The 19638-nt window shown below is 65.6% G+C and carries 21 protein-coding genes and 2 tRNA genes; 14 read left to right on the top strand and 9 right to left on the bottom strand.

The window, feature by feature from the left end:
• The first annotated feature begins 21 nt into the window (after positions 1–21).
• Both B4L36_RS06860 and B4L36_RS06855 read left to right on the top strand, forming a co-directional pair.
• Positions 22–97: transfer RNA gene (locus tag B4L36_RS06860), tRNA-Thr, on the top strand.
• Positions 98–330: 233 nt separating this feature from the next.
• A complete protein-coding gene (locus tag B4L36_RS06855; protein ID WP_292954306.1) occupies positions 331–975 on the top strand; it encodes a PEP-CTERM sorting domain-containing protein in 645 nt (214 codons plus the stop codon).
• 68 nt (positions 976–1043) lie between these two features.
• Here B4L36_RS06855 and B4L36_RS06850 read toward each other — a convergent pair.
• From B4L36_RS06850 to metG, 3 genes are all read right to left on the bottom strand, one after another.
• Positions 1044–1128, bottom strand: a tRNA-Leu gene (locus B4L36_RS06850).
• A gap of 77 nt (positions 1129–1205) precedes the next feature.
• Positions 1206–2129, bottom strand: coding sequence for an arginase (gene rocF, locus B4L36_RS06845; RefSeq protein ID WP_292954303.1), 924 nt, complete (start codon positions 2127–2129; stop codon positions 1206–1208).
• Positions 2130–2157: 28 nt separating this feature from the next.
• Entirely contained in the window at positions 2158–3876 is a 1719-nt protein-coding gene (gene metG / locus B4L36_RS06840; protein ID WP_292954300.1) for a methionine--tRNA ligase, read from the bottom strand.
• A gap of 442 nt (positions 3877–4318) precedes the next feature.
• Between metG and nudC the strand changes: the two genes are divergently transcribed.
• A complete protein-coding gene (gene nudC / locus B4L36_RS06835; RefSeq protein WP_292954297.1) occupies positions 4319–5281 on the top strand; it encodes an NAD(+) diphosphatase in 963 nt (320 codons plus the stop codon).
• Here the strand turns inward: nudC and B4L36_RS06830 are convergent.
• Positions 5278–5622: an MliC family protein gene (locus B4L36_RS06830; protein WP_292954294.1), complete on the bottom strand. Its 345-nt coding sequence runs from the start codon at positions 5620–5622 to the stop codon at positions 5278–5280. The genes nudC and B4L36_RS06830 overlap by 4 nt on opposite strands.
• Before the next feature lie 147 nt (positions 5623–5769).
• Between B4L36_RS06830 and B4L36_RS06825 the strand changes: the two genes are divergently transcribed.
• Positions 5770–6831 (top strand): mechanosensitive ion channel family protein, encoded by a 1062-nt coding sequence (locus B4L36_RS06825; protein WP_292954291.1) that lies wholly within the window; start codon positions 5770–5772, stop codon positions 6829–6831.
• Positions 6832–7028: 197 nt separating this feature from the next.
• Here the strand turns inward: B4L36_RS06825 and B4L36_RS06820 are convergent, their stop codons facing one another.
• On the bottom strand, positions 7029–7613 hold the full coding sequence (locus B4L36_RS06820) for a GcrA family cell cycle regulator (protein WP_292954288.1): 585 nt from the start codon (positions 7611–7613) through the stop codon (positions 7029–7031).
• 117 nt (positions 7614–7730) lie between these two features.
• On the opposite strand from B4L36_RS06820, the gene B4L36_RS06815 reads away from it, so the two are divergent.
• The 4 genes from B4L36_RS06815 (at position 7731) to argF (ending at position 11389) form a co-directional block, all read left to right on the top strand.
• Complete coding sequence (locus tag B4L36_RS06815; protein ID WP_292954285.1) at positions 7731–8549, top strand: ABC transporter permease; 819 nt, start codon at positions 7731–7733, stop codon at positions 8547–8549.
• Between the two features lie 156 nt (positions 8550–8705).
• The gene (locus B4L36_RS06810; protein WP_292954282.1) at positions 8706–9875 is read left to right on the top strand and encodes an aspartate aminotransferase family protein; all 1170 of its coding nucleotides are present in this window, start codon (positions 8706–8708) and stop codon (positions 9873–9875) included.
• Positions 9868–10344 carry a GNAT family N-acetyltransferase gene (locus tag B4L36_RS06805; RefSeq protein ID WP_292954279.1) on the top strand — a complete coding sequence of 159 codons (477 nt, stop codon included), beginning with the start codon at positions 9868–9870 and terminating at the stop codon, positions 10342–10344. Before B4L36_RS06810 ends, B4L36_RS06805 begins: the two co-directional genes overlap by 8 nt.
• 118 nt (positions 10345–10462) lie before the next feature.
• Positions 10463–11389 carry an ornithine carbamoyltransferase gene (gene argF, locus B4L36_RS06800; RefSeq protein ID WP_292954276.1) on the top strand — a complete coding sequence of 309 codons (927 nt, stop codon included), beginning with the start codon at positions 10463–10465 and terminating at the stop codon, positions 11387–11389.
• A gap of 220 nt (positions 11390–11609) precedes the next feature.
• On the opposite strand, the gene B4L36_RS06795 is transcribed toward argF, so the two are convergent.
• The gene (locus B4L36_RS06795) at positions 11610–13205 is read right to left on the bottom strand and encodes a phosphoenolpyruvate carboxykinase (protein ID WP_292954273.1); all 1596 of its coding nucleotides are present in this window, start codon (positions 13203–13205) and stop codon (positions 11610–11612) included.
• Positions 13206–13412: 207 nt separating this feature from the next.
• Here B4L36_RS06795 and B4L36_RS06790 point away from each other — a divergent pair, with 207 nt between their 5' ends.
• From B4L36_RS06790 to B4L36_RS06765, 6 genes are all read left to right on the top strand, one after another.
• Positions 13413–13826, top strand: coding sequence for an HPr kinase/phosphorylase (locus tag B4L36_RS06790; RefSeq protein ID WP_292954270.1), 414 nt, complete (start codon positions 13413–13415; stop codon positions 13824–13826).
• 27 nt (positions 13827–13853) lie between these two features.
• A complete protein-coding gene (gene rapZ, locus B4L36_RS06785) occupies positions 13854–14849 on the top strand; it encodes an RNase adapter RapZ (protein WP_292954267.1) in 996 nt (331 codons plus the stop codon).
• A complete protein-coding gene (locus B4L36_RS06780; RefSeq protein ID WP_292954264.1) occupies positions 14846–15256 on the top strand; it encodes a PTS sugar transporter subunit IIA in 411 nt (136 codons plus the stop codon). Before rapZ ends, B4L36_RS06780 begins: the two co-directional genes overlap by 4 nt.
• On the top strand, positions 15253–15531 hold the full coding sequence (locus B4L36_RS06775) for an HPr family phosphocarrier protein (RefSeq protein ID WP_292954261.1): 279 nt from the start codon (positions 15253–15255) through the stop codon (positions 15529–15531). The genes B4L36_RS06780 and B4L36_RS06775 overlap by 4 nt, the downstream gene beginning before the upstream one ends.
• A 9-nt stretch (positions 15532–15540) precedes the next feature.
• A complete protein-coding gene (locus B4L36_RS06770) occupies positions 15541–16155 on the top strand; it encodes a TetR/AcrR family transcriptional regulator (RefSeq protein ID WP_292954258.1) in 615 nt (204 codons plus the stop codon).
• A gap of 85 nt (positions 16156–16240) precedes the next feature.
• Positions 16241–16651 (top strand): DUF2852 domain-containing protein, encoded by a 411-nt coding sequence (locus B4L36_RS06765; protein WP_414692146.1) that lies wholly within the window; start codon positions 16241–16243, stop codon positions 16649–16651.
• A 69-nt stretch (positions 16652–16720) separates the two neighbouring features.
• Here the strand turns inward: B4L36_RS06765 and betC are convergent, their stop codons facing one another.
• The 3 genes from betC to B4L36_RS06750 form a co-directional block, all read right to left on the bottom strand.
• Positions 16721–18214: a choline-sulfatase gene (gene betC / locus B4L36_RS06760; protein WP_292954255.1), complete on the bottom strand. Its 1494-nt coding sequence runs from the start codon at positions 18212–18214 to the stop codon at positions 16721–16723.
• Positions 18211–19152, bottom strand: coding sequence for a choline ABC transporter substrate-binding protein (gene choX / locus B4L36_RS06755; RefSeq protein WP_292954252.1), 942 nt, complete (start codon positions 19150–19152; stop codon positions 18211–18213). The genes betC and choX overlap by 4 nt, the downstream gene beginning before the upstream one ends.
• An 81-nt stretch (positions 19153–19233) precedes the next feature.
• On the bottom strand, positions 19234–19638 hold a 405-nt coding region (locus B4L36_RS06750; RefSeq protein ID WP_292954249.1), incomplete at its 5' end, for a 3-hydroxyacyl-CoA dehydrogenase family protein.

Raw genomic sequence — 19638 nt, 5'->3', positions numbered from 1 at the left:
CTATCCGGCCCGCCACCAGATGCCGGTGTAGCTCAGCTGGTAGAGCACGTCATTCGTAATGATGGGGTCGGGGGTTCGAGTCCCTTCACCGGCACCAGAAATCCGCCCGGATCAGGTCGGGCAGGGCCGTAATCCGGTTGCTCCGACCTCGTGCCGAGAGCCGTTTCGCAGATTCCCCGCGCCGCGCGATCCAGCCGGATTTCGGTTGGACATGCCGTTTATGGCGTGATTTGCCACTTTCCTAACAATTCGGAAAAGGTTAACATTCCCGTGAAGCCTGCGGCATGTTGCCGCTCTGCTTTCACCATTTGACCCAGTAGGATGATTACCATGTCGATCAGAACCATTTCCGCCGGTCTTGTCGTGGCCATGCTGTCAGGCGGTGCCGCCTCTGCCGCCACGATTGTCCAGAACGGCAGTTTCGAAGACGTCGCGGGCCTGGCCGGGGGCGGCACCAACAGGGGCGGCTACGGCGTCTATGATGCGATTCCCGGATGGACCCGCGGCGACGGGGCCGGAATCGAACTGCAGAACAATGCCACGCTGGGCACGCATGACGCGCAGGATGGCAACTGGTATGTCGAGCTGGACAGCGATTCCAACTCGTCCATGTATCAGGACATCACCTTCGCCAGCGCCGGTTCCTATCTTCTGTCGTTCTTCTATTCGCCGCGCACCGCGACCCAGAACGACAATGGCATCGGATACAGTCTGGGCGACAAGGTCGATGGCCTGATCGATGCCGTCTATCAATCCCCCGCGACATGGACGCAGGTGACGAAGTCGTTCACCGTGGACGCCGGCGAGGTGCTGCGCCTGTCCTTCTTTGCCGGCGGTCTCAGCAACAGCCTCGGCGGTTTCGTCGACAATGTGTCGATTGCGCCGGTGCCGCTGCCGGGCTCGCTGCTGCTTCTGGGCGGTGCGCTTGCCGGAAGTGGCGCTTTTGCGTCGCGCCGCCGCAAGAAGGCCGCCTGAGCCTGCCACGATCCCGAAAAACAGCGAACGCCCGCCGATCATCCGGCGGGCGTATTCATTGGCTGCCTTGGTGCGGGCGGCGGGAATCGAACCCGCACGAGCCAGGCTCTAGCGATTTTAAGTCGCTTGTGTCTACCGTTCCACCACGCCCGCATCGGCACCGTCGGCCGTGGCTAGCCAAGCGGTCCTGATTAATCAAGCGGAACCTCGGCTTCCGCCGCCGCGCGCCATCAGCCATAGCTGCGGGTGGGACGGTCAAAGACCTTGCGGCCCATCAGCGAGCCGACCAGATCGACCATCAGCTTCGCCGTCCGACCGCGATCGTCGAGGAACGGGTTCAGTTCGACCAGGTCCAGCGAGGTGACAAGGCCGGATTCGTGCAGAAGCTCCATCACCAGATGCGCCTCGCGGAAGGTGGTGCCGCCGGGAACCGTGGTGCCGACGGCGGGTGCGATCGAGGGGTCGAGGAAATCGACATCCAGGCTGACATGCAGCAGGCCGCCGGTGGCCCGGACGCGGTTCAGAAAGGCGCGCAGCGGTGCGACGATGCCCTGTTCGTCCAGAACCCGCATGTCGTTGACGGTGATCTCGGTATCCTGCATTGCCGCATGTTCGGCCGGGTCGACGCTGCGGATGCCGAACATGCAGATGTTCTCGCCCGGTATCGGCGCGGGAAAGGGCGGAAACGGTCCGAATCCCGGCAGCCCGCTGGCATAGGCCATGGGCGTGCCGTGCAGATTGCCCGTGGTCGTGGTCCGAAGGGTATGGAAGTCGCTGTGGGCGTCCAGCCAGATGACGAATTGCGGGCGTTGCGTCTGTGCAGCATGGGCCGCGACCCCCGCGACCGAGCCGAGCGCCAGCGAATGATCACCGCCCATGATGATCGGCATCCCTTCAGGCAGCGCGGCGGCGACCGCCTCGCGCAGCGCATTCGTCCAGGCGATGGTTTCCGGCAGATGGTGAACGGCGGCATTGGCGCAGGTCTCGTTTCCCGGTCGGTCGGGAACGACATCGCCGCGATCTTCGATCGTGTGGCCAAGTGCGGTCAGCGTGCCCGCCAGTCCGGCGGTGCGATAGGCTGCGGGGCCCATCAGGCAGCCGGGGCGCCGCTGGCCCTCGTCCACGGGGGCGCCGATGAGGATGCAATGCGTCATCTCGGTCTCCTGATGCCGGGCGCGGGGTTCAGGCCCGCGCGCCCCTGAAACGATCGGCCCATTCGGCGCGCTGATCGTCGGTGATCTTGGCGAAAAGCACGTCGGGCACGGTGAAGGCATGGCCTGCGGGAAGGGTTTCAAGCGCCTGTGCCACGTCGCCCGGCCAATCGGTCTGGTCCGTCTGCATCGCCTCCAGCATCGCGCGGGCGGCGAAGGGGATGAACGGGGCCGACAGGACCGCATGGAACCGGATCAGGTTCAGCCCCAGACGCACCTGCATCGCGGCCTGTTCGGGATCGGTCTTGAAGCTGGCCCAGGGCGCGGCGGTTTGCAGGTATTCGTTGCCCAGAACCCAGATCGCGCGCAGTTCGGCCGCGGATTTGCGGACCTCCATGCGTGACATGGCGTCCTCGTAGGCGCGCAGGCGCGTGGTCAGCGCGGCGATCAGGTTCTGTTCGGGCTGGCCAAAGCTGCCGCCTCCGGGAACCGCCTCGCCGAACTTTGCCCGACAGAACTTGGTCACGCGGCTGACGAAATTGCCCAGCACGTCGGCCAGATCCTTGTTCACCGATTGCTGGAAATTCTCCCAGGTGAATTCGCTGTCGCCGGATTCGGGGGCATGGGACAGCAGCCACCAGCGCCAGTAATCGGCCGGCAGGATGTCCAGTGCGTGATCCATGAAGACGCCCCGGCCCTGGCTGGTCGAGAACTGGCCGCCGTCATAGGTCAGGTAATTGAACGACTTGATATAGTCGACCATCTTCCACGGCTCACCCGCGCCGATCTGGGTCACCGGAAAGCTGAGAGTGTGGAAAGGCACGTTATCCTTGCCCATGAACTGGGTATAGGTCACGTCGTCGGCGCCCTCGTCGGTGCGCCACCAGGCGCGCCACTCGGCCTCGGTGCGATCATTGGCATCGGCCCATTCGGCAGTCGCGGCGATATATTCGATGGGGGCGTCGAACCAGACATAGAAGACCTTGCCCTCCATACCCGGCCAGTCCTGATCGCCGCGCTTGACCGGCACGCCCCATGACAGGTCGCGGGTGATACCGCGATCCTGCAACCCGTCGCCGTCGTTCAGCCATTTCCTGGCAATCGAGGTCGTCAGGATCGGCCAGTCCTTCTTGCTGTCGATCCATTCGGCAATCTCGCCCTTCAGCGCGGATTGGCGCAGATAGAGGTGCTTGGTCTCGCGCACTTCCAGATTGGTGCTGCCGCTGATGGCGCTGCGCGGCTCGATCAGGTCGGTCGGATCAAGCTGCTTGGTGCAGTTCTCGCACTGGTCGCCACGGGCCTTGTCATAGCCGCAATTGGGGCAGGTACCCTCGATATAGCGGTCGGGCAGGAAGCGGCCGTCATCGATGGAATAGACCTGTTTTTCCGCGACTTCGCGGATATAGCCGTTATCGGCCAGCTTGCCCGCGAAATGCTGTGTCAGGCGTCGGTTCCGGTCGCTGGAGGAGCGGCCGTAATGATCGAAGCTGAGGCCGAAGCCCCTGGCCAGATCCGCCTGGATCCGGTGCATCCGGGCGCAATACCGGGCGACCGGCTCGCCCGTCTTGGCGGCGGCCAATTCGGCCGGCGTGCCGTGTTCGTCGGTGGCGCAGATGAACATCACCTCGTGGCCGCGCGCACGCAGATAGCGGGCATAGAGATCGGCGGGCAGCTGCGATCCGACGAGATTGCCCAGATGCTTGATACCGTTGATATAGGGCAGGGCAGAGGTGATGAGATGGCGGGCCATGGGGTTGCGTCCTTGTCAGTCGGCGCCGTATCTAGCCCCGTTGCAGGACGATTGAAAGCGGCGAGCGCGGCAGCCCGGTCACCGGCAGGGCGTTGCGCGGCGATGGCGCGAACCGGCCAGCATTCGCGGGGTGCCGCACCGCTCAGAGCGCGCACAGGCGGTGCACAGGGCGTACACAGCGGATGCACCGCCTGCGGCGTTGCACGCGGTTCCGGCACAGGGGCGGACATGCGGGCATGACGGGCGCCTTGCGCGGGTGTCGTTCGAAGGCGCGCAAGATCTGCTGCCGGCGCCGTCGCGCGCGGAACGCGCGCATTCGGCCCAGCGGCAGCGACCGGGCCGGGTCTGGCCCGCCCCGCCTTCCCGATCGCCCTGCGTGGCGGGCCGGGCGCGTCGCGACTGTGTTCTTGCGGGGCGCATCCGCAGGGTGCAGGGTCGCGCCATGATCCCCGAATCCGAAGTCACCTTTGCCGGCAGTTTTCTGGATCGCGCCGACCGGCTGCGCGGCGATGGCGCCGGGATCGCCCGGATGCTGTCGCGCACCGATACCCTGGTGCTGCCGTTCTGGCGTGGCAAGCCGCTGTTCGACCTGACACCGACCGGGCCGCGCCTCGCCTGGCTGCCGGCGAGCGATGATCTGGTCGCGGATTGTCCCGAACCGCTGGTGTTCATGGGCCTGGATATGGCCGGGACCGCGCATTTCGCCGCCGATGTCTCATATCTGGCGCCGCCCGACCATCCGCCTGCCGAATTCATCGACCGCCACACTCTGGATCTGTCGCAGACGCGGAAATTCATCGACCTGCGCGCGATCATGGCCGAGATCGACCATCGCGATGCCGGGATCGCGGCGGCCGCCAAGGGCATCTTCGAATGGCGGCTGACGCATGGCTTCTGCGCCCGTTGCGGCGCCCGCAATCGTGTCAGCCATGCCGGCTGGCGGTTCGAGTGCCCCGCCTGCGGTCGGCAGCATTTCCCGCGCACCGATCCGGTGGTGATCATGCTGGTTCTGGACGGCGACCGGGTTCTTCTGGGTCGTCAGTCGCTGTGGCCCGAGCGGATGTATTCGCTGCTGGCGGGCTTTGTCGAGCCGGGCGAGACGGTCGAGGAGGCGGTGCGCCGCGAGGTGATGGAGGAGGCCGGGATCACGGTGGGCGCGGTGCGCTATGTCACCTCGCAGCCCTGGCCCTTTCCGGCCTCGCTGATGATCGGCTGCGTGGCGCGCGCCGAGAGCCGCGCGATCACACTGGATCCGACCGAACTGGAGGACGCGATCTGGGTTCCCCGGAACCAGATCGCCGAGGCGCTGGAGGGCCGCCACGACCGGATCGCGCCGGCCCGCAAGGGGGCGGTTGCGCAGGTCATCCTGCGCGCCTGGGTGCAAGGGCAGATCGAGCCGATCTAGGCGCCATCGCGGGTCCTGCAGCTCCGGGCGTCGCCGTCCCGCATGGCGTTGCGCAGGCTGGCCTGGTCGCCCTTGATCCACCATTCGTATTCGCCCGCGACATAGCGCGCGCCCGAGGCCGATATGACGTTGACGAACAGACGTTCCTCGCCGTCGAGGCGCAGCAGGGCGAGGCGGTTGGGTCCGGCATTGACATATTGCACCGCGATCGTGCCGCCATCGTCGCAGATATAGCGGGCTGGAACGACTTCGGCGTCCTCGCCCAGGGGCAGGGACAAGGCCGGTGCCGCCTGCGCCGGGGCGGCAAGAACCAGCAGCAGAAACAATGCGGGGCGGGGCATGGCGGACTCCGTTCTTCCGGTTCGGGGATGGTGTCCTGCTTTGGCCGGGCGGGCAAGCGGTGCGGATTGCGTCCGGTCGGTCGCCGCGCGGGCCGGGCAGGGTCGGGAACCAGAGCCGTCCCGATCCGCTTTATCCAGGGCAGAAGAATGAACGGGGCGGCGGGGCGGATGGATCAACTGGGTGCGATCGGCACGAATTTCGGTGGTCTCGTCGAAAAGCTGCAAAGCTGGATCAACGGTTTCATCTCGCTGATTCCGAACCTGATCGCCGCCAGCGTCCTGTTTCTCGTGGCCTGGCTTGTCTCGGTCCTGGTGACCTGGTCGATCCGCAAGACGCTGGTCCGCCACGACCGCCCGGCGCTGGCCAATGTCGGCGGCTCGCTGGTCGGCTGGGCGATCATCGTGCTGGGCTTTCTGCTGGCGATGACGGTGGTGCTGCCCTCGCTGAAACCCGGCGACATGCTGGCCGGGCTTGGCATCGGTTCTGTCGCGATCGGTTTTGCCTTCAAGGACATCCTGCAAAACATGCTGTCGGGCATCCTGATCCTGCTGCAGCGCCCTTTCAAGGTCGGCGACCAGATCGAGGCGGGCGGTCACGAAGGCACGGTCGAGGATATCCAGACCCGCGCCACGATGATCCGGACCTATGACAATCGCCGCGTCGTCATTCCCAATTCGCAGGTCTATACGAATTCGGTGGTCGTCAACACGGCCTATGACAAGCGGCGGTCGGATTACGATGTGGGAATCGGCTATGCCGACGACTGGGACCGCGCCAGGGCCGTGATCCTCGAGGCGGTTTCGGTTGTCGAGGGTGTCGCTGACGAACCCGCCGCCGAAGCCCTGCCCTGGGGAATCGACGAAAGCCAGCTGACGATGCGGGTGCGCTGGTGGACCGATCCGGTCCGCACCAACGTGGTTCATACGCAGGCGCGGGTCATTCAGGCGATTTCGACCGCGTTGGACGAGGCCGCCATCGACATGCCCTATCCGACCAATGTCGTGCTGTTGCACGACCAGACCGAGGAAACGGACGGCACGCGAGGCGCGCAGCGCGAGGGCTGGCCCGCCGGGGACAAGCCGCCGCAATCCCGGCAGAAGGTCGAGATGAAGGCCCGCGCAAGGCGCGACCGCGCGATGGCACCGCCACGAAGCGGACATGAGGATGGTGACAGCGGCGCCGCGCCGGAAGACGGCGACGCCATCTGAGCCGTCAGAATCGCTTGCGGCGTGGGCGTCTGCCACCGCGAAGTGCCGCCGCGCAGCGACAGCGGATGCGAGCGCCGCGCCAGGGATCGGAAAAAACCGTCCTTGCCGTGGATCGGCGTTTCTGGGAAAGCCCGTCGATCGGGGAAGGGCCGATCAAGTCACCCAGCCGGAACGGGATTATCCGGGCCGGCCTGGCTTCAGCGACGCCGATCCCGGCGCGAGCTCATCGGCTGGAAGGCAACGCCGACATGCGCCTCGCAATAGGGTTTGCCGGCCTGGGCGGGCAGGCCGCAGAACCAGAATTTCTCGGTCGCGGGATCGCCGATCGGCCATTTGCAGGTCCGCTCGGTCAATTCCATCAGGGTCAGCCTGCGGGCCTTCTTTTCGACCTCGCGGACCGAGGCCAGCGCCTCGGGGCTGATCTCGTTGGCCGAGGGCTGCGGCGGCAGGGGCTGGCCGGCCGGCACGATGGTGCGGCGCGGCTGCGGCGTATAGGCGGGCTGGGTCGAGGGTTCATCGGCCGGTTCGGCCCTTGCCTCTGCGGGTTCCGGCACCGGTTCGGGCCGGGGCGCGGCGGGCTTTTTCTCGGCCTTCCTGTCGGGCTCGGCGGTGGCCGGGGCGGGCTCGGCCTCGTCGATGCGGTTCGACAGCCCGAGGCGATGGACCTTGCCGATCACCGCGTTGCGCGTGACGCCGCCCAGTTCCTTGGCGATGGCGCTGGCCGACTGGCCCTCGCCCCACATGCGCTTGAGCGTCTCGACACGATCATCGGTCCAGGACATGACTGCCTTTCCGGGCGGGTCCGGCCCGCCACCCCATCTTGAAACATCCGGTTGGTCCCGTCACAAACGGGATGCCGAGATTTAGACCCCGGCAGACCGGAATTCAAGGACCGCGCGATGCCCAAGGACATGATGACCACCCGGCCCGCCATGGGCGTGCGCCGTTTCGGGCGTGTCAACTGGCTGGGTTTTCGCACTCTGGCGACCCGCGAAGTGATGCGATTCATGGCGGTCTGGCAGCAGACGATCTTTGCGCCGCTGATGACGGCGGCGCTGTTCGTCCTGGTCTTCGCGCTGGCCCTGGGCCGCGGCCGGAGCGAGATCATGGGGCTGCCCTATCTGGAATTTCTGGGCCCCGGCATCCTGATGATGACGGTGATCCAGAATGCCTTCGCCAATACCTCGTCCTCGATCACCTCGGCCAAGGTGCAGGGAAATATCGTCGATACGCTGATGCCGCCCTTGTCGGCGGGCGAGATGCTGGCGGGCTATCTGGCCGGTTCGGTCGTGCGGGCGGGGCTGGTGGCGCTGGTCATCGGCACCGGGATGGTGATCGTCACCGGTGCCGGGATCGCCCATCCGGCCTGGGCCGCGACCTTCGTCCTGCTGGCGGCGCTGCTGCTGGGGGGCCTGGGCATCCTGGCCGGCATCATGGCACAGAAATTCGACCAGATGGCGGCGATCACCAATTTCGTCATCACGCCGCTGTCCTTCCTGTCGGGCACCTTCTATTCGGTCGAGGCCCTGCCCGAGCCGTTTCGCGGCCTGTCGCACTGGAATCCGATCTTCTATCTGATCGACGGGACGCGCTTCGGCGTCACCGGCGTCAGCGACGCGCCGGTCTGGCGCGGGTTCGCGGTCTGCGTGGTGGTCGTGGCCGCGGTTCTGGCGATCGGCTGGCGCTGGCTGAGAACCGGCTACCGGATGAAACCGTGATTGCGCGGGCCGCGATTCGGGGCTATGCGGTGGCCCATGATCGTCCGGACCGCCCGTTTCGCCCGTCCCCGACGTTGACGCACGGCCTTGCCGGGGTCCCGTCACCGTCCGATCAAGCCTGCCTTCATCTCAGTCATGCCATCCGGGGAATCCGCCATGATTTCGCACGTCCTGCCGACCTACAACCGCGCTGACATCGCCTTCGAAAGGGGTGAGGGTGCCTGGGCCATCGCCACCGACGGCACCCGATATCTGGATCTGGGCGCGGGCATCGCCGTCAACGTGCTGGGCCATGCCAATCCGGATCTGGTCGCCGCGCTGACCGCGCAGGCGGGGCGGATCTGGCATGTCTCGAACCTCTACCAGATCCCCGAACAGGAAGCTCTGGCCGATCTGCTGGTGCAAAACACCTTCGCCGATACGGTCTTCTTCACCAATTCCGGCACCGAGGCGGCGGAACTGGCGATCAAGATGGTGCGCAGATACTGGTATGAGAAGGGCGAGGACCGTCCCGAAATCCTGACCTTCGAGGGGGCCTTCCATGGCCGCTCGACCGGGGCGATCGCGGCGGCGGGGTCGGACAAGATGGTCAAGGGCTTCGGGCCGCTGATGCCCGGCTTCCGGCAACTGCCCTGGGATGACATGGACGCCCTGAGCGCCGCGATCGGCGACCGGACGGCGGCGGTGATGCTGGAGCCGGTCCAGGGCGAGGGTGGCATCCGCCCGCTGCCCGATGCCGACCTGCGCGAGATCCGCGCGCTGTGCGACCGCGCCGGCGCGCTTCTGGTGCTGGACGAGGTGCAATGCGGCATGGGTCGCACGGGGCGGCTGTTCGCGCATGAATATGCCGGCATCGCGCCCGATATCATGATGATCGCCAAGGGCATCGGCGGCGGCTTTCCGCTGGGCGCGGTTCTGGCCACCGAAAACGCCGCATCGGCCATGGTCGCGGGCAGCCATGGCTCGACCTATGGCGGCAATCCCTTGGCCTGCGCGGTCGGTGCGGCGGTGATGCGGATCGTGGCCGATCCGGCCTTTCTGGCCGAGGTCAACCGCAAGGCCGGCCTGTTCCGCCAGAAGCTGGAGGCGCTGGTCGCGGCTCATGCAGACATCTTCGAATCCGTGCGCGGGCAGGGCCTGATGCTGGGTCTGAAATGCAGGATCGCGCCAACCGATCTGGTCAAGGCGGGCTACGCCCGGCGGATCCTGACCGTGCCCGCTGCCGACAACACCCTGCGCCTGCTGCCGCCGCTGAACATCACCGACGACGAGATCGCCGAGGCGGTGACGCGGCTGGACCATGCGGCCGACAGCCTTCATGCCTGACTACGGCTTCCGTCCCGTGACCGCGGCCGATCTGCCGATGCTGGCCGAATGGCTGCGCGTTCCGCAGGTGGCACGATGGTGGCCGGACGCGGAACGCCAGCTTGCGCTGATCCGCGCGGAACGGCGGGCGGCGCCGATGCGGCAGCTGATCGCGCTGAGGGGCGACACCCCGCTTGGCTATGCGCAATGTTATCCGGCATTTCACTGGCCCGCGCCGCATTTTGCCGGCCTGCCCCAGGACAGCATCGCCCTTGACGTGTTCGGCGCGCCGGCGGGGCGGGGGCAGGGCGGGGCATGGCTGCGCGCGCTTGGCGATCTGCTGCTGCAGGACGGCTCGACCCTGGTGATCGACCCGGCCCCCGAAAACCTGCGCGCGATCCGCGCCTATGAAAAGGCCGGATTTTCGGGCCTGCGGATCGCCACCGACAGCGAAGGCCAAAGCGTCCTCGTGATGGCGCGCCGACGATAGGGGGTTTCTTCGTTGCCCCAATACCCCGGGGGGCCGCGCGCCCGCGCGGCGGGGGCGGCGCCCCCTTGACCCCGCCCTCGCAAGCGGGCTTGCTGGCCCAAATCCGAAAGAGTTCACGATGACGCATTTTCTGGACCTGAACACGACCGCCAGGGGCGATCTGCGGTCGATCATCGATCAGGCCATCGCCATGAAGACCGCCAGGGGCGGCCGTCCCAAGGGCACGCCCGACGACGATCTGCCGCTGGCCGGCCGGATGGTGGCGCTGATCTTCGAAAAGCCCTCGACCCGGACCCGCGTCAGCTTTGACATCGGCGCGCGGCAGATGGGCGGGCAGACGATGGTGCTGTCGGGCTCGGAAATGCAGCTTGGTCATGGCGAGACCATCGCGGATACCGCCCGGGTGCTGTCGCGCTATGTCGATCTGATCATGATCCGCACCTTCGAGGAAGCCACGTTGCAGGAAATGGCCGAATACGCCGATGTGCCGGTGATCAACGGGCTGACGAACCGCACCCATCCCTGCCAGATCATGTCCGACGTGATGACCTTCGAGGAGCATCGCGGCCCCATCGCGGGACGCAAGGTGGTCTGGGTGGGCGATGGCAACAACGTCTGCACCAGCGTGATCCATGCAGCCGGCCAGTTCGGCTTCGACTTCACCTTCACCGGACCGCCGCCTCTGGATCCCGATGACGCGGCGCTGGCCTTTGCGCGCGCGCAGGGCGTCGGGGTCAGCATCGAACGCGATCCGATGAAGGCGGTCGAGGGGGCCGATCTCGTCTTTGCCGATACCTGGGTCAGCATGCATGATCCGCAATCGGCGAAAGAGCGGCGTCACAACCAGTTGCGCGGCTATCAGGTGAACGAGGCGCTGATGGCACGGGCGAAACCCGATTCGCTGTTCATGCATTGCCTGCCTGCCCATCGCGAAGACGAGGTGACGAGCGCCGTCATGGACGGGCCGCATTCGGTGATCTGGGACGAGGCCGAAAACCGGCTGCACGCGCAGAAGGCGATCATGCGCTGGTGTCTGGGGGTCTGACGGCGCCGGCGCTTGCGAACCGGCGATTGCTGGATCGCGATCCGAACCGGGCTTCGGTGCCGGTGGCGGGAACGGATTTCCGGGGCGGATCCGGAAGATCCGTCAGCCGCGCGGGCAGAAGCGGGCCGCCCGGCGCGCTGCGAAAACCCCGCGCGAAGGCGCGGGGTCCGGCTTCTGCCCGCTTCTGCCGCGGATGGATCGGTGCCGGGCGCCGTTCGGATCAGCCGATGGCGGCGGCGCGCACATCCTCGTCGATGCCGGGCAGGTATTGCGCGAAATTGTCGCTGAACATCTGCACCAGTTTCGCGGCCTGCCGGTCATAGGCCGTGCCGTCCGCCCAGGTCTGGCGCGGATCCAGCAGGCTGTCCCTGACGCCGGGGACCGAGACCGGCACGTCGAAGCCGAAATTGGGATCCTTGCGGAATTGCGCCGTATTCAGGCTGCCATCCAGCGCCGCCGCCAGCAATGCGCGCGTCGCGGCGATGGGCATCCGCGATCCGGTGCCGAAGGCGCCGCCCGTCCAGCCCGTATTGACCAGCCAGCAGCTGGCGCCGTGCCGGCCGATCCTGTCGGCCAGTAGCCTGCCATAGACCTCGGGGCGGCGCGGCATGAACGGCGCGCCGAAGCAGGTCGAGAAGGTCGGGATCGGCTCGGTCACGCCGACCTCGGTGCCGGGGGTCTTGGCGGTGAAACCCGACAGGAAATGATACATCGCCTGCGCCGGGCTCAGCCGCGCGATCGGCGGCAGCACGCCATAGGCGTCGCAGGTCAGCATGATGACGTTCTTCGGATGCCCGCCAAGGCTGGTCTTCGAGGCGTTCGAGATCGCCTCCAGCGGATAGGCGCAGCGCATGTTGTCGGTGATCGAATTGTCCTGGAAATCCAGTTCCAGCGTGAGGGGATCGAAAACCATGTTCTCGATCACCGTGCCGAAGCGCGCGGTGGTGGCGTGGATCTCGGGTTCGGCCTCGGGGGACAGGTTGATCGTCTTGGCGTAGCACCCGCCCTCGAAATTGAAGATGCCGCGATCCGACCAGCCATGTTCGTCGTCGCCGATCAGGGCCCGCGACGGGTCGGCCGACAGCGTGGTCTTGCCGGTGCCCGACAGGCCGAAGAAGATCGCGCTGTCGGTGGGATCGCCCGGCGCGTGATTGGCGCTGCAATGCATCGGCATGATGCCCTTTTCGGGCAGCAGGTAGTTCAGCAGCGTGAAGACCGACTTCTTGTTCTCGCCCGCATAGGCGGTGCCGCCGATCAGGATCAGTTTCTTGTGAAGGTTCAGCGCGATCACCGTGCCGCCGCGGCAGCCATGCCGATCGGGGTCGGCGGTGAAGCCGGGGCAGTTGATGATGGTGAATTCGGGCGTGAAGCCGTCCAGTTCCGCTGCCTCGGGGCGACGCAGCAGGTGGCGGATGAACAGCCCGTGCCACGCCAGTTCGGTGATCACCCGAACATCCAGACGCAGATCGGGATCGGCGCCGGCGAACAGATCCTGCACGAAATAATCGCGCCCCTGCATATGGGCCAGCATGTCATGGTGCAGCCGGTCGAAGGCGTCAGGCGCCATCGCCGCGTTGTTGTCCCACCAGATCGAGTCCTCGACATCGGGGGTGCGGACCACGAACTTGTCCTTGGGCGAACGTCCGGTATGTGCCCCGGTCGAGACCAGGAACGCGCCGCCAAGGCCCAGGCGGCCTTCGCCGCGCACGACCGCCTCGGTGATCAGCGCCGGTTCCGGCAGGTTGTAGTAAACCCTCCCAAGCCCCTCGATACCCTGATCCTCCAGCCGGCATTTCGGATTGACGCGCGTGGTCATCTTTGGACGCTCCTGCTTTTCCTTGATCCGCGACGCTTTCGTGACGCCGTTCTGACCGGCTATAGCACGCGGTCGAAAGCGGAAAAGACGCGAGCGCAAACGGTTAGCGCAAACGCAAAATGTTATCGCCAACAATGCAGAATATGCAGGACCGGGGACGGAAAATTAACCCTTTCCGAGCCAGAATGACGGAGAGGAGTGATTCGAATGACGCAGATGCACGCCACGACCGTGGCCCTGAGAGGGCGGGGGCTGCTGATCCTGGGGCCGTCCGGCAGCGGAAAATCCACGCTGGCGCTGCAACTGATGGCCGTCGGAGCGCGACTGGTGGCCGACGACCGGACCGATCTGACGGCGCAGGGGGATGATGTCGTGGCAAGTTGCCCCGCCGCGCTGGTCGGCACGATCGAGGCACGCGGCGTGGGGCTGCTGGCGGCCCCGCCGCATGGTCCCGTCCGGCTGTCGCTGGTCGTCGATCTGGCGCAGGAGGGCGTGGCACGCTTGCCAGACTGCACGACCTATCCGCTGCTTGGCAGGGCCTTGCCACTTGTGCCGGGGCCCTATCGATCGCATCTTTATGCTGCATTGCGGCAGTATCTGCTGTTCGGACGGCGGCAATGACGCGACGGAAAGGAAGTCTGACACCCGATGGCTGAGGATCTCGATCTGGCGGAAGACCGCGACGGCCCCCGGACAGCCGACGCGCAGAGGCTGGTTCTGGTGACCGGTCCGTCCGGGGCCGGTCGCTCGACCGCGATCAACGCGCTTGAGGATATGGGCTTCGAGGCGATCGACAACCTGCCGCTGTCGCTGATCCCGCGTCTGCTTGACGGTCCCAGCCGGCCCGAACCTCTGGCCCTGGGGCTGGATGTCCGAAATCGCGATTTCTCATCGGCCAACGTGATCGAACTGATCGACCGGCTGACCCGCGATCCGCGCTATGCGCCCGAGGTTCTCTATCTGGATTGCGACCCCGACGTGCTGGTGCGCCGCTATAACGAAACCCGCCGCCGCCATCCGCTGACGCCGGACAGCGCGCCGCTGGGCGGGGTCACGGCCGAGGTCGATCTGTTGCAGCCGATCCGGGCGCGGGCCGATGTCCTGGTCGATACCTCGGAATTGTCTCCCCATGACCTGAAGGCCGAACTGACCCGCTGGTTCGATGTGCGGCAGGGGCGGCGGCTCAGCGTGTCGCTGCATTCCTTCAGCTACAAGCGCGGCGTGCCGCGCGGCGTGGACATGATGTTCGATTGCCGGTTCTTGTCCAATCCGCATTGGCAGCCGGAACTGCGCGCGTTGACGGGTCTGGACCGTCAGGTGCAGGATTTCGTCCGGGACGACGAGCGATTCGCAGAGTTCTTCCAGCGCGTGCGCGAGTTGATCCTGTTTCTGCTTCCGGCACATATAGAAGAAGGCAAGACGCACCTGGCGGTGGGTTTCGGATGCACCGGAGGGAAACATCGTTCCGTCACAATGGCTGAATTGATGGCGCTTGCGCTTGCAGAGGCCGGTTGGCCGGTGTCAATAAGACACAGGGAACTGGAACGCCGCAACCCGACGTCTCTCTCCGCCGCCGAGCTTGGCCGTCAGGCCGCGACCGGCGAAGCAGAGACGCAGGCAGCAGAATTTGGTAGGTTGCGTTGATCGGTATTGTCATCGTGGCGCATGGCGGGTTGGCGCGGGAATATCTGTCCGCCGTCGAACATGTGGTCGGGCCGCAGACGGGAATCGCGGCGGTCGCGATCGAGGATAATCACGATCGTGGCGCCAAGATGACCGAAATCCGGCAGGCCGCCGACGCGGTCGATGACGGCAACGGGGTGGTGGTGGTGACCGATCTTTTCGGCGGGTCGCCCTCGAACCTGTCTCTGCCGGCCTGCGCGGTGCATGACCGCACGATCCTTTACGGCGCCAATCTGCCGATGCTGGTCAAGCTGGCCAAGACCCGCCACCTGCCGGTCAGGGATGCGGTGGCCTTTGCCAAGGAGGCCGGACGCAAATACATCAATTCCTACACCGTGCCGCTGGAAGCCGCCCTGGGGACCCGATGAGCGGCAAGGTCACGCGGGAATTGTCGATCATCAACGAAAAGGGCCTTCATGCGCGGGCCAGCGCGAAATTCGTCGATGTGGTCGAACGTTTCGATGCGCAGGCGCAGGTCGAAAAGGACGGGATTTGCGTGGCCGGTGATTCGATCATGGGACTGCTGATGCTGACCGCGCCGCGCGGAAGCCGCATCACCGTGACCACCTCGGGACCGGAGGCGGCGGCGCTGGCCGATGCGCTTGAGGCGCTGATCGGCGATTATTTCGGCGAAGGCATGTAGGCCGCAGCCGTGGCCGACCGCAAAACCTATCACCACGGCAATCTGCGTCAGGCCCTGGTCGAGGCCACCGCCGCCCTGATCGAGGAATTGGGACCGCAGGCCTTTGCCCTGACCGAGGCTGCGCGCCGCGCCGGTGTTTCGCCGGCCGCCCCCTATCGGCATTTCAAGGGCCGCGAAGATCTGCTGGAAGAGGTCGCGCGGCAGGGTTTCGTCGAATTCGCCGGCCGGCTGGAGGCCGCTTTCGACGAAGGCCGGCCCAAGGCGCTGACCGCGTTTCTGCGCATGGGTCAGGCCTATCTGGATTTCGCGGCCGATCGGCCCGGCTATTACATGGCGATGTTCGAATCCGGCATCTCGATTGCCGGCAATGCCGATCTGGCCAAGGCGTCCGAACGGGCGCAGGGGGTGCTGCTGCGCGCCGCCGGCACGCTGGCCGAGCGTCTGCCCGAAGATCGCCGCCCGCCCGCGCGGATGGTGGCGAACCATATCTGGGCGATGAGCCACGGCGTGGTCGAACTGTTCTCGCGCGGCAAGCCCGGCGGACGCAGCCCGGTCGAGCCTTCGGCGATGCTGGAAAGTGGCGTCATCATCTATCTGCGCGGGCTGGGCCTGATCCCCGAGTGATTTTTCCCCAGGCCTCTCTTGACGCCGCGGGTTTCGCGCCCATCTATGTAAATGTGATTAACATTAACATGGAGGGATCACAAAGATGCAGAGCGCATCACCGCAAATCACCGCCTATTCGATGGCGCAGCGTGGCCCCGGTCTCTTGCGACGAGGTCGCGACTGGCTGGATGAACGCGGCCGCGTGGCCTGGATCGTCGCCATGATCCTGGGCTTCGTTGCCTTCTGGCCGATCGGGCTGGCTATCCTCGTCTACATGATCTGGAGCAAACGCATGTTCGGATGCAGTCAACGCAGCCATCGCGGCTATCGCCCGCGCCACTACGCGGCCCCCACCGGAAATTCGGCTTTCGACGCCTATCGCGAAGAAACGCTGAAGCGGCTGGAGGAAGAGCATGGAGAGTTCATGGATTTCCTGCAAAAGCTGCGGGAGGCCAAGGACAAGGCCGAATTCGATCAGTTCATGCAACAGCGCCGTCCGAAGACGGAGGAATGATCCCGCGTGAGGTCGGGGGCCGGGACGTCCGGCCCCTGATCGCCGACAGCGCCTGCGCGGATCGGTGGATCACTCGCCGCGCGGAAAACGCTTGTTCTCTTCCAGCACGTTCAGATCCATGTGGTTGCGCATGTATCGTTCGGAGGCCTGCATCAGCGGCTGGTAGTCCCACGGATAATACGCGCCGTTGCGCAGGGCCTCATAGACGATCCAGCGTCGTGCCTGACTTTGCCGAACCTCGGAATCATAGGCATCCAGATCCCAGCGATCCCGCGCCATCGCCCGCAAGTGCTGCAAGGTTGCGGCATGGGCCGGATCGCCCGCCAGATTGACGCGCTCGTCCGGATCGGTCTGCAGATCGAACAATTGTTCGGGATCGGCCTTGCAGGCGGTGTATTTCCAGCCGCCGTCGCGGATCGCGACCAGCGGGGTTATACTGCCCTCGGCCGCGTATTCGATCGGCACCGGGTTGCGCGACGCGCCGCCATCGGCCAGCGATTCGCCATCGGTCCAGGGCGCGATCTCGTCCATCGGCAGTCCTGCCAGATCGCAAAGAGTCGGCAGCACGTCGATGGTGCTGACCGGGCGATCCACACGCCCCGGCTGCATCGACGGCGCCGCGATCATCAGCGGAACGCGCGCCGAGCCTTCGTAAAAGCTCATCTTGAACCACAGCCCGCGTTCGCCCAGCATGTCGCCATGATCGGACAGGAACAGGATGATCGCCTCCTGTCGCGTGCGTTCCAGCACGTCCAGAACCTCGCCGATCTTGTCGTCGATATAGCTGATATTGGCGAAATAACCCTGGCGCGCGCGGCGGATGTCGCGATCGGTGATGTCGAATTCTCGCCAGTCGCAGGCATCCATCAATCGCTGTGAATGCGCGTCCTGATCCTGATAGGCGATGGCCTCTGGCGCGGCCAGTTCCGGCGCCCCGTCATAGAGATCCCAGTATTTGCGCCGTGCGACATAGGGGTCATGCGGGTGGGTGAAGCTGACGGTCAGACACCACGGCCGGTCATCCTGCCCGCGCGACAGGTCGTAAAGCTTGCGGCAGGCATTATAGGCGACCTCGTCGTCATATTCGTACTGGTTGGTGATCTCGGCCACGCCCGCGCCGGTGACCGAGCCCAGATTGTGATACCACCAATCGATCCGCTCGCCCGGCTTGCGGTAATCCGGCGTCCAGCCGAAATCGGCCGGGTAGATGTCGGTGGTCAGCCGTTCCTCGAACCCGTGCATCTGGTCGGGCCCGACGAAATGCATCTTGCCCGACAGGCAGGTCTGATAGCCCGCCCGCCGCAGATGATGGGCATAGGTCGGAATGTCCGAGGCGAATTCGGCCGCATTGTCGTAGACCCGCGTGCGGCGGGGCAACTGGCCGGACATGAAGCTGGCCCGCCCCGGCGCGCAAAGCGGGCTGCCCGTATAGGCATTGGCAAACCGGGTTGATCTGTCGGCCAGCCGGCGCAGGTGAGGCGTATGCAGGAAATCGGCGGGGCCGTCGGGGAAAAACACCCCCGACAGCTGATCCGCCATCAGGATCAGGATATTGGGCTTCACTTGCTCACCGCAGCCATGACCGCCTTGTCGCCGGGCTGACCATCCAGCGTGGTCACGCCGTCCAGCCATGTCGCCGCGACGTCGGGATTGGCGGCGATCCATTCCTTCGCGGCCTGCCGGCCATCCATCCCGTCGTTCAGGATCTTGCCCATCAGGACATTTTCCATCGGCACGTCGAAGACAAGCTGGCTGAACAGTTTTGCGGCGTTGGGGCAGGCTTCGACCCATTCGGAGCGGGCCAGCGTGTGCACCGTGGCGCCCCCGAAATCCGGTCCGAATTGTTCGTCTCCGCCCGACAGGTAGGTGATGTCGATGGCCTCGTTCATCGGATGGGGCGCCCAGGCCAGGAAGACCGTGGGCTTGCCCGCATTCTCGTTGCGGCCGACCTGAGCCAGCATGGCCTGTTCGCCCGATTCGACCAGCGTCCAGTCGCCCAGCCCGAATGCGTCGGCGTCAATCATCGCCTGGATCGACTGGTTCGCCGGCGCACCGGGCTCGATGCCATAGATCTTGCCGTCGAATTCGTCCTTGCGGGCATCGAGATCGGCAAAATCCTTTACGCCGGCGGCGGCGCCGGGCTTGTTCACCGCCAGGGTGAACTTGGCGCCTTCGAGGTTCCGGGCCAGTTCCTCGATCTGGCCGGTCTGGTCCAGATCGTCGCGGAATTTCTGCTGCGCGGGCATCCAGTTGCCCAGGAACAGGTCGGTGTCGCCGTTCTTCAGCGCCTCATAGCCAACCGGCACCGACAGCGTGGCGATCTTGGGCGTATAGCCCAATGCCTCCAGCAGCACCGCCGCGACGCCGTTGGTGGCGGTAATGTCGGTCCAGCCGGGATCGGAATAGCGCACCGTCTTGCAGGTCGCGGGGTCGTCGGCCAGAACAGGCGTGGCCACGGCCGCCAGCAGCAGCGCGAGGGTGGTTGTCTTCGGAATCGTCATGGGTTTGCCTTCCTGTCAGGTTTCTGATTGTCTGCGCAGTCCAGCGTCAGCCGAGACTTCTTGCGCGTCAGGAAACGACGCTCAGCGTGTCGGAACGGGCGTTTCGCCGCGATAGTCGTAAAAGCCGCGGCCGGTCTTGCGGCCCAGCCAGCCGGCCTCGACATATTTCGTCAGCAGAGGGCAGGGACGGTATTTCGTGTCGGCCAGCCCGTCATGCAGCACATTCATGATCGCAAGGCAGGTATCCAGCCCGATGAAATCGGCCAGTTCCAGCGGTCCCATCGGATGGTTCGCGCCCAGTTTCATCGATTCGTCGATGGATTTGACCGATCCCACCCCCTCGTACAGCGTATAGACCGCCTCGTTGATCATCGGCATCAGGATGCGGTTGACGATGAAGGCGGGAAAATCCTCGGCGCTGGCGGCGGTCTTGCCCAGCGTCCTGACGACCTCGTGCAGCAGATCGAAAGTGGCCTGGTCGGTGGC

This window comes from Paracoccus sp. UBA889, assembly GCA_002294185.1.
In the GTDB taxonomy this organism is placed as follows: domain Bacteria; phylum Pseudomonadota; class Alphaproteobacteria; order Rhodobacterales; family Rhodobacteraceae; genus Paracoccus.
The sequence above is the reverse complement of the archived record's forward strand: the minus strand, read 5'-3'. Positions and strand labels throughout refer to the sequence as shown.

Bases quoted from the DNA above. Each gene is read 5' to 3' on its own strand.
- B4L36_RS06775 (WP_292954261.1), top strand. From the start codon at position 15,253: ATGAGCGGCAAGGTCACGCGGGAATTGTCGATCATCAACGAAAAGGGC.
- B4L36_RS06825 (WP_292954291.1), top strand. From the start codon at position 5,770: ATGAACGGGGCGGCGGGGCGGATGGATCAACTGGGTGCGATCGGCACG.
- B4L36_RS06805 (WP_292954279.1), top strand. From the start codon at position 9,868: ATGCCTGACTACGGCTTCCGTCCCGTGACCGCGGCCGATCTGCCGATG.
- B4L36_RS06765 (WP_414692146.1), top strand. From the start codon at position 16,241: ATGCAGAGCGCATCACCGCAAATCACCGCCTATTCGATGGCGCAGCGT.
- B4L36_RS06815 (WP_292954285.1), top strand. From the start codon at position 7,731: ATGCCCAAGGACATGATGACCACCCGGCCCGCCATGGGCGTGCGCCGT.
- nudC (WP_292954297.1), top strand. From the start codon at position 4,319: ATGATCCCCGAATCCGAAGTCACCTTTGCCGGCAGTTTTCTGGATCGC.
- argF (WP_292954276.1), top strand. From the start codon at position 10,463: ATGACGCATTTTCTGGACCTGAACACGACCGCCAGGGGCGATCTGCGG.
- B4L36_RS06790 (WP_292954270.1), top strand. From the start codon at position 13,413: ATGACGCAGATGCACGCCACGACCGTGGCCCTGAGAGGGCGGGGGCTG.
- B4L36_RS06795 (WP_292954273.1), bottom strand. From the start codon at position 13,205: ATGACCACGCGCGTCAATCCGAAATGCCGGCTGGAGGATCAGGGTATC.
- B4L36_RS06830 (WP_292954294.1), bottom strand. From the start codon at position 5,622: ATGCCCCGCCCCGCATTGTTTCTGCTGCTGGTTCTTGCCGCCCCGGCG.
- B4L36_RS06810 (WP_292954282.1), top strand. From the start codon at position 8,706: ATGATTTCGCACGTCCTGCCGACCTACAACCGCGCTGACATCGCCTTC.
- rapZ (WP_292954267.1), top strand. From the start codon at position 13,854: ATGGCTGAGGATCTCGATCTGGCGGAAGACCGCGACGGCCCCCGGACA.
- B4L36_RS06820 (WP_292954288.1), bottom strand. From the start codon at position 7,613: ATGTCCTGGACCGATGATCGTGTCGAGACGCTCAAGCGCATGTGGGGC.
- B4L36_RS06855 (WP_292954306.1), top strand. From the start codon at position 331: ATGTCGATCAGAACCATTTCCGCCGGTCTTGTCGTGGCCATGCTGTCA.
- rocF (WP_292954303.1), bottom strand. From the start codon at position 2,129: ATGACGCATTGCATCCTCATCGGCGCCCCCGTGGACGAGGGCCAGCGG.
- metG (WP_292954300.1), bottom strand. From the start codon at position 3,876: ATGGCCCGCCATCTCATCACCTCTGCCCTGCCCTATATCAACGGTATC.
- choX (WP_292954252.1), bottom strand. From the start codon at position 19,152: ATGACGATTCCGAAGACAACCACCCTCGCGCTGCTGCTGGCGGCCGTG.